General features: G+C 65.2%; 14 protein-coding genes. 5 read left to right on the forward strand and 9 right to left on the reverse strand.

The window, feature by feature from the left end:
• Positions 1-93: 93 nt before the first annotated feature.
• The 5 genes from AC5IJH_RS11420 to AC5IJH_RS11440 all read right to left on the reverse strand — a co-directional run bounded on the left by AC5IJH_RS11420 (position 94) and on the right by AC5IJH_RS11440 (position 4590).
• A complete protein-coding gene (locus tag AC5IJH_RS11420; protein ID WP_491903014.1) occupies positions 94-1416 on the reverse strand; it encodes a sugar porter family MFS transporter in 1323 nt (440 codons plus the stop codon).
• A gap of 133 nt (positions 1417-1549) precedes the next feature.
• On the reverse strand, positions 1550-1816 hold the full coding sequence (locus tag AC5IJH_RS11425; protein ID WP_491902946.1) for a hypothetical protein: 267 nt from the start codon (positions 1814-1816) through the stop codon (positions 1550-1552).
• Positions 1817-1863: 47 nt separating this feature from the next.
• Positions 1864-2247, reverse strand: coding sequence for a hypothetical protein (locus AC5IJH_RS11430; protein WP_491902947.1), 384 nt, complete (start codon positions 2245-2247; stop codon positions 1864-1866).
• A gap of 158 nt (positions 2248-2405) precedes the next feature.
• Positions 2406-3848 (reverse strand): glycerate kinase type-2 family protein, encoded by a 1443-nt coding sequence (locus tag AC5IJH_RS11435; protein WP_491902948.1) that lies wholly within the window; start codon positions 3846-3848, stop codon positions 2406-2408.
• A gap of 4 nt (positions 3849-3852) precedes the next feature.
• Complete coding sequence (locus AC5IJH_RS11440; RefSeq protein ID WP_491902949.1) at positions 3853-4590, reverse strand: alpha/beta hydrolase; 738 nt, start codon at positions 4588-4590, stop codon at positions 3853-3855.
• A 76-nt stretch (positions 4591-4666) separates the two neighbouring features.
• Between AC5IJH_RS11440 and AC5IJH_RS11445 the strand changes: the two genes are divergently transcribed.
• From AC5IJH_RS11445 to AC5IJH_RS11455, 3 genes are all read left to right on the forward strand, one after another.
• Positions 4667-5707 (forward strand): M20/M25/M40 family metallo-hydrolase, encoded by a 1041-nt coding sequence (locus AC5IJH_RS11445; protein WP_491902950.1) that lies wholly within the window; start codon positions 4667-4669, stop codon positions 5705-5707.
• 7 nt (positions 5708-5714) lie between these two features.
• Positions 5715-6218: a hypothetical protein gene (locus tag AC5IJH_RS11450; RefSeq protein WP_491902951.1), complete on the forward strand. Its 504-nt coding sequence runs from the start codon at positions 5715-5717 to the stop codon at positions 6216-6218.
• Between the two features lie 77 nt (positions 6219-6295).
• Complete coding sequence (locus AC5IJH_RS11455; protein WP_491902952.1) at positions 6296-8446, forward strand: thioredoxin domain-containing protein; 2151 nt, start codon at positions 6296-6298, stop codon at positions 8444-8446.
• On the opposite strand, the gene AC5IJH_RS11460 is transcribed toward AC5IJH_RS11455, so the two are convergent.
• Positions 8443-9489, reverse strand: coding sequence for a mechanosensitive ion channel family protein (locus AC5IJH_RS11460; RefSeq protein WP_491902953.1), 1047 nt, complete (start codon positions 9487-9489; stop codon positions 8443-8445). The two genes, AC5IJH_RS11455 and AC5IJH_RS11460, sit on opposite strands and share 4 nt — an antisense overlap.
• A 17-nt stretch (positions 9490-9506) precedes the next feature.
• Here AC5IJH_RS11460 and AC5IJH_RS11465 point away from each other — a divergent pair, with 17 nt between their 5' ends.
• On the forward strand, positions 9507-9947 hold the full coding sequence (locus AC5IJH_RS11465) for a hypothetical protein (RefSeq protein ID WP_491902954.1): 441 nt from the start codon (positions 9507-9509) through the stop codon (positions 9945-9947).
• A gap of 2 nt (positions 9948-9949) precedes the next feature.
• Here the strand turns inward: AC5IJH_RS11465 and AC5IJH_RS11470 are convergent, their stop codons facing one another.
• Positions 9950-11140: a PP2C family protein-serine/threonine phosphatase gene (locus AC5IJH_RS11470; RefSeq protein WP_491902955.1), complete on the reverse strand. Its 1191-nt coding sequence runs from the start codon at positions 11138-11140 to the stop codon at positions 9950-9952.
• Between the two features lie 65 nt (positions 11141-11205).
• Positions 11206-13479 carry a sodium-translocating pyrophosphatase gene (locus tag AC5IJH_RS11475; RefSeq protein ID WP_491902956.1) on the reverse strand — a complete coding sequence of 758 codons (2274 nt, stop codon included), beginning with the start codon at positions 13477-13479 and terminating at the stop codon, positions 11206-11208.
• Between the two features lie 266 nt (positions 13480-13745).
• Between AC5IJH_RS11475 and AC5IJH_RS11480 the strand changes: the two genes are divergently transcribed.
• Positions 13746-15932 carry an alpha-ketoacid dehydrogenase subunit alpha/beta gene (locus AC5IJH_RS11480; protein WP_491902957.1) on the forward strand — a complete coding sequence of 729 codons (2187 nt, stop codon included), beginning with the start codon at positions 13746-13748 and terminating at the stop codon, positions 15930-15932.
• Here AC5IJH_RS11480 and AC5IJH_RS11485 read toward each other — a convergent pair.
• Entirely contained in the window at positions 15929-16819 is an 891-nt protein-coding gene (locus tag AC5IJH_RS11485; protein ID WP_491902958.1) for an alpha/beta hydrolase, read from the reverse strand. The two genes, AC5IJH_RS11480 and AC5IJH_RS11485, sit on opposite strands and share 4 nt — an antisense overlap.
• Positions 16820-16821 lie beyond the last annotated feature (2 nt).

Genomic DNA, 16821 nt, shown 5'->3' on the forward strand with positions numbered 1-16821 from the left:
AAAAAACGGTTGCCTGCATCTGTTGGGAGCATAAAAACGGGTTACCCCGCCTTGGGGCCATCCCACCTTTGGGGGATGAGGTAATCGTGACGATTACTCCAGACGTAATTTCTGCTCCATCTGCTCCAGACTAATACCCTTGGTTTCGGGGTAAAGAAAGAGCACCAGGAAGAACTGTAGCGCCATCATTGCTCCGAAAAAGACGAAAGGTGAAGCGCCGGAGCGCGCCGCAAGAGCCGGAAAGATGGCCGAAATGATCGCGTTGACGATCCAGTGCGCCGATGACCCGGCGCTTTGCCCCTTGGACCGGACCCGGGTGGGGAAGATCTCCCCGATGTAGACCCAGGTGACGGCGCCCTGCGAGACCGCGAAACACGCGATGTAGGCCATCAGCAGCCAGACCAGCCAGCCCTGATGCGCGCCGGTCCAGAAGATGGCGGCGACAGCCGCCAGGCAGCCGGTCAGGCTGGCGCAGCCAAACAGCATCAGTGCTTTACGACCAACCAGGTCGATGATGGACATCGCGATCAGGGTAAAGACCAGGTTGGTCGCCCCGACCGCGACTGCCTGCAGGTTGGAGTGGCTGACGTCGAAGCCTGCCTTGGCGAAGATGTCGTTCAGGTAGTACAGGATCGCGTTGATGCCGGAGAGCTGGTTGAACGCACCGGTCATCAGCGCCAGCGAGAGCGGGAAGAGATACTTCCGCTGGAAGAGCGGCTCGGTCGCGCGGTCCAGGTGAATCGAGTCGACAATCTCCTTCAGCTCGGCTTCGCTGTTCGGACTGCCGATCAGCTCAAGCACGTCGCGGGCGTCGGCGACGCGGTTCTGGGTGGAAAGCCAGCGCGGCGAGCGCGGAATCGCGAAGAGCATGACCAGGAACAGGAATGCCGGAAGCGCGGAGATGCCGAGCATCCAGCGCCACTCGTTGTTGCCGAAGTGGCCCAGCCCGAGCAGGTAATTCGAGAAGTAGGCCAGCAGGATGCCGACCACGATATTGATCTGGAACGTGCCGACCAGGCGCCCGCGCAGCCGGGCCGGGGCGATCTCCGAGATGTACATCGGTCCCAGCACCGAAGAGCCGCCGATAGCGACGCCCCCGATGAAGCGGAAGATCATCAGGGCGGGCAGGTTCCACGCGAAGGCGCAGCCCACGGCCGAGAGCACGTAAAACAGCGCCATGGCGCGTAGTGAGTCGCGGCGGCCGAACCGCTCGCCCGGCAGGCCGGAGAAGATGGCGCCCAGCACTGCGCCCCAGAGCGCAACGGCCACTGCCCAGCCGAGCTCCTTGTCGGAGAGGTGGAAGTAGAGCCGCAGCGAGCGGGTGGCGCCGGAGATGACGGCAGTATCGAAGCCGAAGAGCAGACCGCCCAGGGCGCCGACGACGGTGCTGCGGACTAGGTACCGGTTCAGTCTCATGTCGCGATGAACCGGGATACTAACATGCAGCCGCAGGAGGATGTGCGAGTTAGCGCGCGGAGAGCCTGCCATGACACGAGGCTGACACGAGGCTGACGCGAGGCTGGCACGCGCCTGGTTTGGTCCTACAGCGTCAGTCGAGTCTCGCCGGCGCTGAGCCGAAGTGGGTGAGCGCCTGGTCCAGTTGGGCCAGCGCAGCCGGATCCTTCGTGCGCCAGGTCTCTTCGTGGGTGATGCGCGGGGCGCTGCCGCTGGTTTCGATCTCGCCGTATTGGTAGCTCAGGAGCCGGTCTGCCGGCTCTTCGCGCCAGTCGTTACCGCGACCTTCGCGCCGGGTCGAACCCTGCTCCCAGCCACGTGGTGTCAGGTGCCATTCCGTCCATTCTTTGCGGGGTGCCATCTTCTCATCGTAAGCGCGGGGAGAGGAGGGAGCGGCGGGGGCGCCGCTCAGATGTGAGTGCGCACGTGATGGATCAGGGCAGCCGGACCGTCCAGGGTGTCCATCTGCCAGTCGTAGAGGCGAGCCTCTTCGACACGCAGGTTGCCACTGGTCAACGCCAGCAGGCGGGTTTCGGGGTGCTCGCTGCGGATCTCCTCAGCAAGGGAGATGCGCTCGTCTCCGCTCAGCGAATGGCAGGCGATCACCAGCTCCGGATTGTGCAGCAAGATCAACGATGCGTATTGGTGCGGGCGGTCCGGGTGCGGACGCGCCGTAATCACGTGATAGCCAGCCTGCATCAGCACGAGCCGGCGATATGCCAGCAGCGACTCGTCATTTCCGATACAGAGAATGGTTGGACCCTCGTTACCGTTCTGGGCCATCGCAGCCATGCCCACGTCTCCTCTCCATACGGCTATCCCGCTCTGATCTCCCTCTCGGTATGGCAAAGCATTGCGAGTCATCGCGCGCGCCTCAGGAAGGAAAGCTCAGGGTAGGGCGCTGCCGCACACGGGGTCTGTCTGGCAGCGAACCAAAACCGTCCATTTTGTTAGATGGGCGTTGGAACGCTCAAGTAGACCCGGAGATCGCGAAGATTGTTGCGGGTAACCGAAATCTGCACCGTCGCTTCGACAGACTCGAGGAGCGGGTGGGCATCGAACTGGGCCAGCGCCTGCTCAGCCTCGCGTCCACTGGGCCGGGCCTGCGTCACCGTGTTCGGGTCGACGATGGCGCCTGCCGCTGGACTACTGCCGTCAATGCTATCGCTGCCGGCGGACAGGCAGACGACGCTTTGGCCCTTGCACTCTCGATCGAGCAGCAGCGCAGCCGCGAGAGCGAACTGCTGATTGCGACCGCCTGTGCCCGGCTGGCGCTTGATCGCGACGGTGACCTCGCCGCCCGAGAGCAGGCAGAGTTTGCGACCCGGCTGCTCCCGGCGGAGGGCGAGAAAGCGGTCGGTGAGGTAGCGCGCGGCCTGCTCGTAGGGCCAGTCATCGCAGGCATTGTCGATCACGACCTCATAGCCGTGCGCTGTGGCGCGGTGGCGTGCGGCCGCCAGCAAATCTTCGTTCGCGAGGAGCGGTACGTTCCAGTGGACGCCGAACGGGCTTGTGCTTCCTTCGTTGGCTTCGCGGCCTTTGACGCCCGGCGTCTCCGGCAGATCCGAGCGTGCGAAGAAGGCGCGCACCGCGGCAGGGAACTGCTCGGACAGTCGATAGCGGGTGAGCAGTTCGCGGCAGTCCTCGACCGTGGTGGAGTCGCCCACGGTTGGGCCGGAGGCGAGCGCATCAAGCTGACTCAGCGGCACATCGAGCACGGACAGCGTGAGCTTCGCTGCGTCGCAGGCGGCCAGGGCGAGCCGTCCGCCCTTGACCGCGGAGAAGTGCTTGCGCAGCGTGTTCATCTCCGCAATGGTCGCGCCCGAGGCGACGAGAGCGCGATGGAAGGCAATGGTGTCGGCAAGCGTGATCGCAGGATCGAGCGGCAGTTCGAACAGGGAGCTGCCGCCGCCGCTGATCAGGAAGAGCACGAGTGTGTGCTCATCGGCCTGCTCCAGCAGCCACAGAGCAGCCCGGGCGGCGCGGAAGGAGTTGCGATTGGGCACAGGGTGGCCGCCGGCGAACCAGCCGATGCGACGATTGCCGTTGCGCAGTCTCGGTCCGTCCGGACGTTCCGGCGCGACACAGAGACCGCGCACGGGCAGTGTCTCCGGCAGGATGCGCAACAGACCGTCGGTGAGTGGCACCGCTGCTTTGCCCATCGCGATCAGCAGGAGGGAGCGGAACTGCCCGAGCGGGATGCGCAGGGCCTGGTCTGGCCCATTGCCGGACCAGGCGGGCGGGCTGATGCGGAGTTCGTGCCCGTCGCAGGCTACGCGCTGCGGGAGGACGCGGTCGATGCGGCATGCGTCGAGTGCAGACAGGAAGATGTCCCGCGCGTCCGAATGGAGTCGTCGGAGTGCTGCGTCGTGAGCCACTGGAGGCTGCGGCAAAGGCCTAGTCCGGTGTCGTGGGTAGCGGGGTAACACCGCCGGGTGCGGTGTGCTCGGCGGGTGTCTGGACCGGCAGCAGCTCGGTGTCTGGGAAGAAGTGCGAGGCCAGCCATGCGTGCATGGAGTGCTGCATCTGGTCCAGCTTGCCGGTGAAGAAGTGATCCGCGCCGGAGATCAGCACGAGGCTCGCTGGTAGCGCGGCGCTCCCCACGATCGAGGCGAGCTGTTCGGACGGGCCGTACTGGTCGGCGCTGCCGCTGATGAACAGCTTGGGCATGCGGCACTCGGCAAGGAAGCTGTAGCGGTAGTTGCGGCCCTCCGCGGCGACGGGCAGCCCCAACGCGACGAATCCAGGCACGCGTGCATCCTGGCAGACGGCGCTGAGCGCGACGTGCGATCCGAAGGAGAAGCCGGCCATCAGCACAGGCAGGCCGCAGCGATTGGTGAGCCAGCCCAGTGCGGAGCGGACGTCATCGCGCTCGCCGTGTCCATCGTCGTGCTCGCCCTCGCTCAGGCCGGTGCCGCGGAAGTTGAAGCGCAGTGTAGGCAGGCCGAAGGACTGCAGTGTCTTGGACGCGCGATACACGACCTTGTTGTGCATGGTGCCGCCACCCTTGGGGTGCGGATGGCAGATGAGCGCGGCATAGCGCGCCCCGGGCTCGCCCTCGGTAAACAGCGCTTCGAGCTGGCCGGCTGGTCCGGGCAGGAAGAGTGTCTGGAGGCGGCTGGGGGCTGTTGCCATAGCGCAATTGTAGACAGCGGGCAGCGGCGGCCGCGAGCAGTGGGTCACGCTCCCCTCAGGTATGCTGGCGAAACCTATGACACTGGACCCGGTGCAGTTGACGCGGCGGCTGGTCGACATCGAATCGACCACCTACGGTGAAGGGCCGGTCGGCGATTTCCTTGCGGAGTTTCTTGCGGAGCGCCGCTTCGCAGTCGAGCGCATGCACGTCGCGCATCGTGGCGAGGCGGGCGCCAGCACCGAGCGCTTCAATGTGTACGCGACTATCTCCGCCGAGACGCCGGATGTGGTGCTCTCAACCCACATGGACACGGTGCCGCCCTTCTTCGGCAGCAGCGAGGATGACGAGGCGATCTACGGCCGAGGCGCTTGCGATGCGAAGGGCATCATCGCGGCGCAGATTGCCGCCGCCGAGAGACTGCGCGAGGGCGGCGTGAAGGTCGGGTTGCTGTTTCTGGTGGGGGAAGAGCGCGACTCCGCGGGCGCGAAGGTGGCCAACACGCAGCCGCGCGGTAGTCGCTACCTGATCAATGGCGAGCCGACCGACAACCGGCTGGGGCTGGCCAGCAAAGGCGTGCTGCGCGCCGCTGTGCGGGCGAGTGGGCGCATGGCGCACTCGGCCTACCCGGAGCTGGGCGACAACGCCATCCACAAGCTGATCGAAGCGTTGACGCGGGTGCTCGCGATCCCGCTGCCGGTGAGCGAGGATGTGGGGCCGAGCACGCTCAATATCGGGCTGATCGAAGGCGGCCGCGCTCCGAACGTGATCTCCGATCAGGCGATTGGGCAGGTGATGGTGCGGCTGGTCGGGGCGTCGGACGAGACGCGGGTCGCGCTGACCGAAGCCGTTGCTGGCTTGGCCGACATCGACTTCACGCTGGAGATTCCCTTTGTCCGTCTTGAGACTGCGGAGCGCGTGGCGAAGCAGGCAGGGCTCGAGACGATGATCGCCGCGTTCACGACGGATATCCCCGCGCTGACCGAGTGGGGCGAGCCGCTGCTGCTGGGGCCGGGGTCGATCCACGTCGCGCACACGCCGCACGAAAAGCTGTCCAAGCGCGAGCTGCTGACCGCTGTCGATCTGTATGCAGAGATTGCTGGACGGCTGGTCGGCTGACAGACCCATGGAGACGATCACACGCGCGCGTCGCGTCGGCTACGCCGCACTCAGCGGGCTCGCAGGATGGGGCGTGGCTGTCCTGTGCTGCACGCCGGTGCTGCTGATTACGGCGGTACGCAACAGCGAAGGACAGCCACGGCTGTTTGTGCAGACGCTGTTCTACGGTGTGCTGGCGTGGGCGGGCTGGACGTTTCTGCTGGCGCTGGCGGCCTGGATTTTTGTTGCGCTGCCGGTGGTGCTGCTCATCCGCCCGGCTTTGCTGGTGCGGCAGCGACGGGTGATCCTGGTCTGCGCGACGGCCTTTGCGTTGTGGCTGGCGGCGAGCCGTCCGACCATGTTTTGCGACCCGACAGGCGAGACGTTTCTGCACAAGTTCGGCGAGATCATTCCATACGCGGCTTTCGCGGTGGCCTACACGGTGACGACCGCGTGGACTTACATCGCGATGAGCAAGCGGCGGCTGGAGACTGACGCGTCCGAGAGCCTGTCACCGCCCGAGGCAGGCTAGCGAACCGGCCGGGTGAGCGATGTTGAGGGTGTTGCCCGGGCAACGACGCGCCGCGATGAGCATCTAGACTGGGGATAATGGCCGAAATCCAGACTGCTCCGACGACTCACCTGAACGCATTGGCACAGGCGCGTTCTTCTTATCTCCGCTCCGCCATGCACCAGCCGATCGAATGGCACGAGTGGGGCGCGGAAGCATTTGCCCGCGCGGCGCGCGAAGACAAGCCGGTGCTGCTCGACATCGGTGCGGTGTGGTGCCACTGGTGCCACGTGATGGATCGTGAGAGCTACGAAGATCCCACGCTCGCGCCGCTGATCAACGAGCGCTTTATCGCCATTAAGGTGGACCGCGACGAACGGCCCGACGTGGACAGCCGCTACCAGGCCGCGGTGCAGGCGATCAGCGGCCAGGGCGGCTGGCCGTTGACGGCGATCCTGACGCCGGATGGACGGCCGTTCTTCGGCGGCACGTACTTTCCGCGGCATGACCGCTATGGCCGTCCCGGCATCGAGCGGCTGCTGCTGACCATGTCGGACGCGTGGCGCAATCGTCGTGACGAAGTGCTGGAGTCGGCAGGTTCGATCCTGGCGGCGATCGAGCACGGCGAGGCCTTCGCCGGCCGCAGCGGTTCGCTGAGCACTGCGATCACCCAGAAGCTGATCGGCTCCGCGGTCGCGCAGTTCGATCCGCATCATGGCGGCTTTGGCGCGCAGCCAAAGTTCCCTCATCCCGCGGCACTCGATCTGCTGCTGGATGCCGCAGGTCGCAAGAACAATGCGAAAGCACGTGAGGTCGCGCTGACGACGCTGGCGAAGATGGCCGATGGCGGCATTTACGACCACATCGGCGGCGGATTCCACCGCTACTCCGTCGACGAGCGTTGGGTGGTGCCGCACTTCGAGAAGATGCTCTACGACAATGCCGGCCTGTTGCTGAATTACGTTCACGCCTGGCAGACAGAGCCGCGTGCGGCCTTCAGCACCGTGGTGCATGAGACAGTCGCGTGGATCGATGGTTGGCTGAGTGACCGCACGAACGGCGGCTTCTACGGGTCGCAGGATGCGGACATGACGCTTGACGACGACGGCGACTACTTCACGTGGACGCGTGCCGAGGCCGCGGAGGTGCTGGACCCGGACGAGCTGGAGATCGCGGGTGCCTATTACGACATCGGCGACATGGGCGACATGCACCACAACCCCGCGAAGAACGTGCTTCATGTAACGCGTCCGCTGGACAAGGTGGCCGTTGAGCTGAGCCGCGATCCTGACGAAGCCACGGGCCTGCTGGGGCGGGCGCGCGCCCGGCTGTCTGAGGCGCGTGCCCAGCGTTCGACTCCGTACATCGATCGCACCATCTACACCGGCTGGAATGCGATGGCGATCTCTGCCTACATGCAGGCCAGCTCTGTATTGAAGGCTGCGGCGACGCGCGACTTCGCGTCGAAGACGCTCGACCGCATTCTGAGTGAAGCGTGGTCAGAGGAGCGCGGCCTGGCACACGTGGTCGCGTATCCGCAGGCGGAGGATGCGCCGGGAGCGAAGGCAGGCGCAGACGCGGCGAATCGCGCCGTGCTGGACGACTACGCGCTGCTGATCCACGCGTGCCTGGATGGGTGGGAACGCACGCTCGAAACGCGGTATTACAAGGCTGCTGAGGCGCTCGCCGCGCGGATGCAGCGCGATTTTCACGACGCGACCGGCGGTGGGTTCTTCGACACGGTGATCGATCCCGAGGCGATCGGCGCGCTGCAGGCGCGGCGCAAGCCGCTGCAGGACACGCCGACACCAGCCGGAAATCCGACCGCCGCGGCCGCGTTGCTGCGACTGGAATCACTGAACGGAGATGCCAGGCTGCGCGAGGTAGCCGAGGACACGCTTGAGGCGTTTGCGGGCATCGTGGAGCACTTCGGGCTCTATGCGGGCGCGTATGGACTGGCGCTCGAGCGGCTGCTGACGCCGCCGCAGCAGGTGGTGATCATCGGCGACGACGATGTGGCCGATGCACTCGAGGCGAGCGCGCGTGAGGGCTACATGGTGAACCGGGTGGTGCTGCGGGCGAGCGCGGAGGCGATCCGCTCGGTCGAGTTGCCGCCGCTGCTCGAGGCGACGATCAAGCAACTGCCGCAGTTGCAGGAACCGTCGAGCGTCGCGGTCGTTTGCCAGGGCACGCACTGCCTGCCGCCGGTGCGCACGGTCGAGGACCTGAAGGCTGCTCTGGCCGGCTAGCCGGCAGCCTGCTCGCCGGTGAAGGGGTTCACCTCGTTGGGCTTGTTGGTGGTGGGATCGTGGGGGGCCGGCTGACTGGGACGCTCGCGCTGCTCCGTGATGCCGCCGCCGCCCAGCACGCGGTAGGGGCTGCCGGGCAGCATGTTGTGCTGCTCGAGCGCCAGCCGCAGCCGCCGCTGCAACTCGCGCAATGCGTCGAACTGCTGCCGCGCCTTGGTCTTCACGCTGATGGGGTAGATCACCTCAGAGCCCTTGATCTGGTCGACGCCGAGCACCTTCGGGTCTTCGAGGAAGACGCTTTTGTACGCAGGCTCGTTGCGCACTTCGGTCGCGATGCGATTGAGCAGCGCGATGACCTTGTCCGGATCGGCTGTGAAGTCGACCGAGATATTGAGCGTGGTTGAGGAGAAGTCGCGGCTCTGGTTGGCGACATTGGTGATCTGGCTGTTTGGCACGAGGAAGAGTGTGCCGTCGAAGCCGCGGATTGTCGTCTTGCGCAATGACATCGACTCGACCGTACCGGTGACGCCGGCGATGGTGATCACGTCACCGACGTTGTATTGATCTTCGACCAGGACCAGCATGCCGTTGATCATGTCTTTGACGATGGTCTGCGCCGCGAGACCGATGGCGACACCGGCGACGCCCGCCGAGGCCAGCAGCGGCGTGGGATTGAAGTCGAAGATCTCTCGCAGAATGCTGGTGAGCGCAAAGAAGCCGATGATGCCGTAGCCGGTGGCGCGCAGCACGGAGGCCAGCGTGCGGATTTGTGCGGTGCGGGCGAGCCCGACATTGGGGTGGCGCTCTGCCGCGCGACGCATGCGGCCGGTGATCGTCTTCAACAGCCAGAAGGCCAGCCAGGCGAAGAGCAGGATGGCGATCAGGTGCTTGACGTCATTGACCAGGAAATCCTGGGCGCTGTTGACCCAGCCTTGCCAGGCGTTGTGCAGTGCGACGCGGAGCGGCGGGCGCGTGTTGGGCGGAGCGAGCAGGAAGAGGCCGGCTTGAGTCAGGCCGGCTCGGATACAAGTGTCGTAGGGCACGTTTCTATAATGAACGGATGCGCCGCCATTTGACCACGTTGCGCTCTGCCGCCTCCGGTTCTGCGCGATCCCGCTTCCGCCGTCTCCCAGTGGCTCTTGCCTCTGCCGCGATGCTTGTGCTGCTCTGGTCCGGCGGGTCTTATCGCGACTCTGTCCTGCACGCGCAGCAGCCGCCGGTGTCCACTCCACAGCAGACGGCCCGTCCGCCGCTGTTTGGCGGGCAGGAGGAGTCGAACGACCCCGCCGAGCGAAGCCAGCAGGAGAAGCTCGAAAAAGGGCGGCAGGAGGAGCGGCAGAAGCAGCTCGTGCGCGACACGGATCGGCTGTTCGAGCTGGCGCAGCAACTCAAGGATCAGGTTGCCAAGTCGAACAAGAACACGCTCTCGATCGACATTGTGAAGAAGGCTGCGGAGATCGAGAAGCTGGCAAAGAGCGTGAAGGAGCGGATGCGCGGCTAGTCTCAGGCGTGCTTGATGCAACGGACGAGCAGAAGTGTCTGATCGTCTTCCTGCTTGCCCCATGTCGAGACGGCCTGGAAAATGAGTCCGGCGATCTGGGGCAGAGGCGCTGAAGGCTGAGCCGAAACGCAACTCTCAACACCCGCGGATCCAAACTCGCGGTCGTCGCCATCGCACGCTTCAAGGATGCCGTCGGTGGCTACCAGCAGTAGGTCGCCGTGCGCGATCTGCGTCTCTCCATCTGAGAACTGCGCCCCTGGCAACAGCCCGAGCGGGAGCTGCTGGGTGCCGAGCGGGCGGAACGCTCCGGTCGCGCTCGCGTAGTGGAGCACCGGCGGGTGACCCGCGAGCGTGTGCCGCACCTGTCCCATGGGCCCGAGCTGCAGAGCGACAAGGGCCGCATACATGTGCGTCTCTTTGACGGCGGGCAGTACGCAATCGAGGCGTTGGAGTAACTGCGGAAGCCGATCCGGCGAGGAGGTAGGTTCGAGCAGCGCGGTGTGTGCCGCTGCCTTCAGCATGCCCATCAGAATGCCGGCCTGGAGCCCGTGGCCTGCGACATCGGCCACATACGCTACGTCGCCGTCGCGGGTGTGGATGACATCCACCAGGTCGCCACCGACGCGTTCGCTAGGCCGCGTGACGCCGTAGATCTCGTAGAGCGTGCCGTTCCGTTCGATGACAGGCACCAGTGTCTGCTGGATGCCATGCGCGAGCTCCAGTTCATTCTGCATGCGGATGGCGCTGGTCGCCTGGTTGCGAATGAAGGCAACAAAGAAGACGTAGGAGACGATCAGCAGTATCCAGATGCACTGCGCTGTCACAATCAGAGATGTCTTGGGACCTGGCACCCGCGAGAAGTCCGTAACAGACGCCCACCAGCTCACGCCGCTCGACCAGAGGATCTGCGCAGGCGCGACGACCCACACCCAGAACACACGGAAGCGGATGAGCACCCAGGGATAGAGCACGCAATAAGCGCCGTTAATCACTCCGAGGAGCACGGTGAGCAGCAGCGGGAGCCGGTGCGGCGTCATCAGGTTGAGATAGAAGCCGAAGGCGGAGAAGATGCAGAAGACGGCCAAATAGAGCTGCAGCAGACTGCGGCTTGGAAGGTTGCGGAGGGCCTGCCAACCTTTCGCCTGGCGGCGGTACCACGGGTCGGAACCGACGTCGGCGCGGCGCTTGCTCATGCGCCTCACAATAGCAAACGCGGCATGACGGTTGCGCCATGCCGCGTTTCTACTGCCTGTCTGGTCTAGAGAAAGAGCGGAGCGAGCACCAGCGTGACGGTGGCCAGCAGCTTGATTAGCACGTGCAGCGACGGGCCGGCGGTGTCTTTGAAGGGATCGCCGACTGTGTCACCAACGACGGCTGCCTTGTGCGCGTCGGAGCGCTTGCCGCCGTACTGACCCGTCTCGATGAACTTCTTTGCGTTGTCCCACGCGCCGCCACCGTTGTTCATCAGCATGGCGAGCAGGATGCCTGAGATGGTGCCGACCATCAGCAGCGCGGCGACACTCTCCGCACCGGTGAGGTTGACCTGTTGGCCGTTCAGCATCAGGCTCGTGTCGCCGCTGACCCGGAAGGTGTCGCTGAGGTGGCGGAAGATGAGGCCGACGGCGAGTGGCATCGAGACGGCGAGCGCGCCGGGCAGGATCATCTGGCGCAGCGCAGCGCCGGTGACGATGCGCACGCAACGGCCGTAGTCGGGCTTCGATGTGCCGGCCATGATGCCGGGGTTCTCCTGGAACTGCGCACGGACGTCCTTGATGATGTACTGCGCCGTGCGGCCGACGGCCTTGATGGCGAGTGAGGAGAACAGGTAGGTCAGCATGGCGCCGAGCAGCGCGCCGACGAAGACCGGAACGCTGGCCAGGTTCACGTTCGAGAACTGCCACCCTGCGGGGAGCACCTGACCTGCGTCCGCGAAGCGATGCGCGACGATGTCGTGCACGCTTTCGAGGTAGGCGGAAAAGAGCAGGAAGGCGGCGAGCGATGCCGAACCGATGGCGTAGCCCTTGGTCAGTGCCTTGGTGGTGTTGCCGGCGGCGTCGAGCTTGTCCGTCTTCTCGCGCACCGCGTCCGGCTGGTTGGACATCTCGATGATGCCGCCAGCGTTGTCGGTGATCGGCCCGAAGGTGTCCATCGCGAGGATGTAGGCCGACGCGGAGAGCATGCCCATGGTGGCGACCGCGGTGCCGTAGATGCCACGCGCGTAGTTGGAAATGTCTGCGTGATCGGCCAGGCCGCGCACGCCGAAGTAGTAGCTTAGCAGCAGCGCAAGGCTGATGACTACGACCGGCATGGCGGGCGTCTCCATGCCCACGGCGAGACCGCTGATGATGTTGGTCGCAGGCCCGGTGAGCGAGGCTTCGGCGATCGAGCGAACGGGACGGTAGCGCGTCTCGGTGTAGTACTCCGTGATGCGCACGAAGAGGAACGATGTGATGATGCCGACCACGCCGGACGCGAGCAGCCACCAGCGACCCTGCAGCATGGTGTAGACCGCGGCGGAGAAGCCGAGCAGCGCGACGAAGCTGGTGACGTAATAGCCGCGGTTGAGCGCGTGCATCGGGTCTTCCTGCTCACCCGAGCGAACCACGGCGACGCCGATGATCGAGGCGATCAGGTTGACGGCCTGGATGATCAGCGGGAAGAGGATGCCCTTGATGCCGAAGACCGGGAACAGTGCGGCGCCGAGGATCATGGCGCCAACGTTTTCGGCAGCGGTGGATTCGAAGATGTCGGCACCGCGGCCGGCGCAGTCGCCAACGTTGTCACCAACCAGATCGGCGATGACTGCCGGGTTGCGGGGATCGTCTTCGGGGATGCCGGCCTCGACCTTGCCGACGAGGTCTGCGCCGACATCAGCGGCCTTGGTGTAGATACCACCGCCAAGCTGGGCGAAGAGCGCGACGAGCGAAGCGCCAAAGCCGAAGCCGACGAGCTCATACGGCGTGGTGCGCGGGTGCTGAAGTCCGCCGAACAGCAGAAAGAGAACGCCGATGCCGATCAGCGAGAGCGAGACGACGACCAATCCGGTGACAGCGCCGCCGCGCAGTGCGGTCTGCAGGGCACGGCCGAGGCTGGTGCGTGCGGCCGAGGCGGTGCGGATGTTCGCGCGGATAGAGACGAACATTCCAGTGAAGCCAGAAAGCCCGGAGCAGATGGCGCCGATCAGGAAGCTGATGACGACTTTATTTGCGAAGGGCGCCGTGAAGGGCGAGAGCCGGTATCCGATAAAGAGGACGATGCCAAGCACGAGGGCGATAACGGCGATCGAGCCATACTGGCGCGACATGAAGGCCTCGGCGCCTTCGCGGATCGCATTCGAGATCTCCTGCATCTGTGTTGTGCCGGAGTCTGCGGCAAGGACTGATCGGGAGAACAGAAGTGCAACCAGGAGGCCGAGGACGCCGACAGCGAGTGCGCCCCAAAGGTAGAGACTGCCATTGTCTCCAGTACTGCTGGCGGGGGATCCGGGCGAGGCAAGCTGAAGCCCAAGAACCCACAGGCCGACGTTCTGCATTTACGTTCTCCGAAAAAAGTACGATTGATATGGCCACGCGTCTGGGCAAGCCGCGAGCTGGCCAGGGGAACAGCGGGAGTAAAGAACGCTGATTAGAGCATGCGGGTAAAAGTGAGTCAAACCATCAATCGTCCTGCGCAGGGTCGCCGTTTTCATCCGTGGGACGCGCCGCTGTCATGGTGCATTCTGTAGCAGAGCACGCAGGCACAGGGACAGGATACAATCGCCAGTCGTTTTGAGCTCGGCAGGGCAGTCAGGGAGTGTGTATGGAGAGTGTGGCGACGGAGCGGCGGACGGGCAGCGAGGCGGGTCTGCGCGGACTGACGGGCGCGGAGTGGGTGGATGTGTACCGGCTCATGTACATGTCGCGCCGCATCGACGACCGCGAGATCCTGCTGAAGCGGCAGCAGAAGATATTTTTCCAGATCTCCGGCGCCGGCCATGAGGCGCTGCTGGCGGCTGCGGGTAAGGCCATGAAGTCCGGCTACGACTGGTTCTATCCCTACTATCGGGACCGCGCGTTGTGCCTGACGCTGGGCGTGACCGCGGAGGAGATGCTGCTGCAGGCCGTGGGCGCGGCTGCCGATCCGGCAAGCGGCGGACGGCAGATGCCGTCGCACTGGGGCAGTCAGCGGCTCAATATCGTTTCGCAGAGCTCTTCCGTGGCAACGCAGATGTTGCAGGCGGTAGGTTGCGCAGACGCAGCCGTCTACCTCGGCCAGCATCCGCAGGCAGCCGAACGGCCGGCCGAGGCTCCGGGTGAGCGCGACTACCGCGCGGTCCACAACGTCAGCTTCCACGCGGACGAGGTCGTTTACGCCTCGATCGGCGAGGGCTCGACCAGCCAGGGCGAGTTCTGGGAGGCCGTCAGCACCGCTTCCGTGCGTAAGCTTCCGATCATCTTCGTGGTCGAAGACAATGGCTACGCGATATCGACGCCAGTGGAGATCAATACACCGGGCGGCAACATCTCGCGGCTGGTCGCGAACTTTCCGGATTTCTACTTCGCGGAGGTCGACGGGACCGATCCGGTCGAATCGTACGAGGCGATGGTCCAGGCAGTCGCGCACTGCCGCGCACGCAAGGGACCGGCGTTCGTCCATGCGCATGTCACGCGTCCGTACTCGCACTCGTTGTCCGACGATGACAAGCTCTACCGGACGGTGACCGAGCGCGATGCCGAGAACCTGCGCGATCCGCTGCCCAAGCTGCAACTGCGGCTGCTGCGTGAGGGCGTGATCGATGCCGAGGGCATCACGCGGCTCGAGAAGTCAGTCGATGACGAGATTCAGGCAGCGACGGAACGTGCGCTGCGCGCGCCGTTTGCGACCAAGGACTCAATCCAGAACTATGTCTACTCGCCGGAGATCGATCCGACGTCGAGTGAGTTCGCGCGCGAGAGCATGGTCGCCGCCGACGGCGCCGAGCGCACGATGGCGGACCTGATCAACGTCTGTCTTAAGGACGAGATGAAGCGCGATCCGCGCATCGTTATGTTCGGTGAGGATGTGGCCGATTGCAGCCGCGAAGAGAACCTGAAGAGCGGCGCGGTGAAGGGCAAGGGCGGTGTCTTCAAGCTCACCGCCGGCCTGCAGTGCGAGTACGGCAGCGATCGCGTCTTCAACTCGCCGCTCGCGGAGGCGAACATCATCGGTCGCGCGGTCGGCATTGCTACGCGCGGACTGAAGCCGGTCGTGGAGATCCAGTTCTTTGACTACATATGGCCCGCGATGCACCAGCTTCGCAATGAGCTTGCGCCAATGCGCTGGCGATCGAACAATGCGTTCGCGTCGCCCGCAGTAGTGCGTGTCGCGATTGGTGGCTACCTGACCGGCGGCGCACTCTATCACTCACAGTGCGGCGAGGTGCTGTTCACCCACACGCCGGGCATGCGCGTCGTCTTTCCGTCGAACGCCGCAGACGCGAACGGATTGCTGCGCACGGCGATTCGCTGCGACGACCCGGTGATGTTCCTCGAGCACAAGCGTCTCTATCGCGAGACCTACGGACGTGCGCAGTATCCCGGGCCGGATTACATGATCCCGTTTGGCAAGGCCAAGACTGTGCGGCCGGGCAAGGACCTGACGCTGATCACGTATGGCGCTGTCGTACCGCGCTCCCTTCAGGCAGCGCAGCGCGCCAGCCGCGAGCTCGGCATCGAGACCGAGGTGATCGACCTGCGCACGCTGAGCCCGTACGACTGGGAGGCGATCGCCGAGAGCGTGCGCCGCACCAGCCGCGCCCTGGTGGCGCATGAAGACGTGCTGAGCTGGGGCTATGGCGCGGAGATCGCGGCGCGTATCGGGGATGAGCTGTTCCACGATCTGGATGCGCCGGTGAAACGCGTCGCAGCGACGGATACGTTTGTCGCGTACCAGCCGCAGCTTGAGGACGTGATCCTGCCGCAGCCGGACGACATCTACCGCGCAATCGAGGGCCTGGCGAAGTTCTAGTGCGCTGCCGGTGGCGGTGACGGCCCGAGTAGGGCCGCGAGTGCGGCCTGGGCGCTTGGGCTGTCGAGCGGGCCGCGCACCTCGTTGGTCGGCGGGACTGGGTTTTGCAGATACGCCGGAGAAGTCGCGCCTGGGGTCAGCAGGATCAGCTTGCGCACAGCGGTCGAGCGCAAGGCCTCTGACGGATCGAAGCGGTCGCGTTCGAGCAGCCGCACGGGCAGCACATGCGTCCAGCGGGGCGCTTCGAGCAGGCCGAGCGTGGGCGGCTGCGGATCGATCATGGCCAGTCGCTCGAGACGCGGGTGAGCGGGCACTAGGTTCGCCGCGACTGTCGCACCCAGGCCCTCGCCGATCACCACGACATCCTGCGGAGCCACGTGGCGGATGCCCTCCAGCCAGCGCAACGCAGCGCCGGCATCTTGGTTCCAGTGCTGCTCGGAGGGCTTCGCCCAGTCGCTGCTGCCGAAGCCGCGTGGGTCGAAGGCGAACAGATCCGCGCCCGTCGCATGCAGCGCGAGGATCTCCGGCAGGGCATCGCTGATCGAGCCGCGTGCGGCGTGCAGAAAGAGGACCACGCGCCGGCTGCCCTGTGCCGGACCGCCCGGCACCCACCAGCCATTGAGGCGCGGGTGACCGGTCTCGCCGGCGTCGAAGCGTACGTCCGTGTACGCGAGGCCGAGGGACCGCGGTGTGCGGGTGACCTCGCGCGAGGGATGAAAGATGAGTTGCCACTGACCTTGCCAGAAGAGCAGCCCGAGCGCGAAGTAAATAGCCGCGATGGCGCCAAGCACGATGACCGCGACGCCGCCAGCGAGAAAGCGGTGTGTCACGAGCGGCTGATCGGTATGGAGAGGCTGGGTCGGCCTGCGGGGTGCTGGTGTCGTCATGC

It is taken from the genome of Candidatus Dedyshia acidiphila (assembly GCF_051025295.1).
GTDB lineage: Bacteria > Acidobacteriota > Terriglobia > Terriglobales > Acidobacteriaceae > KBS-83.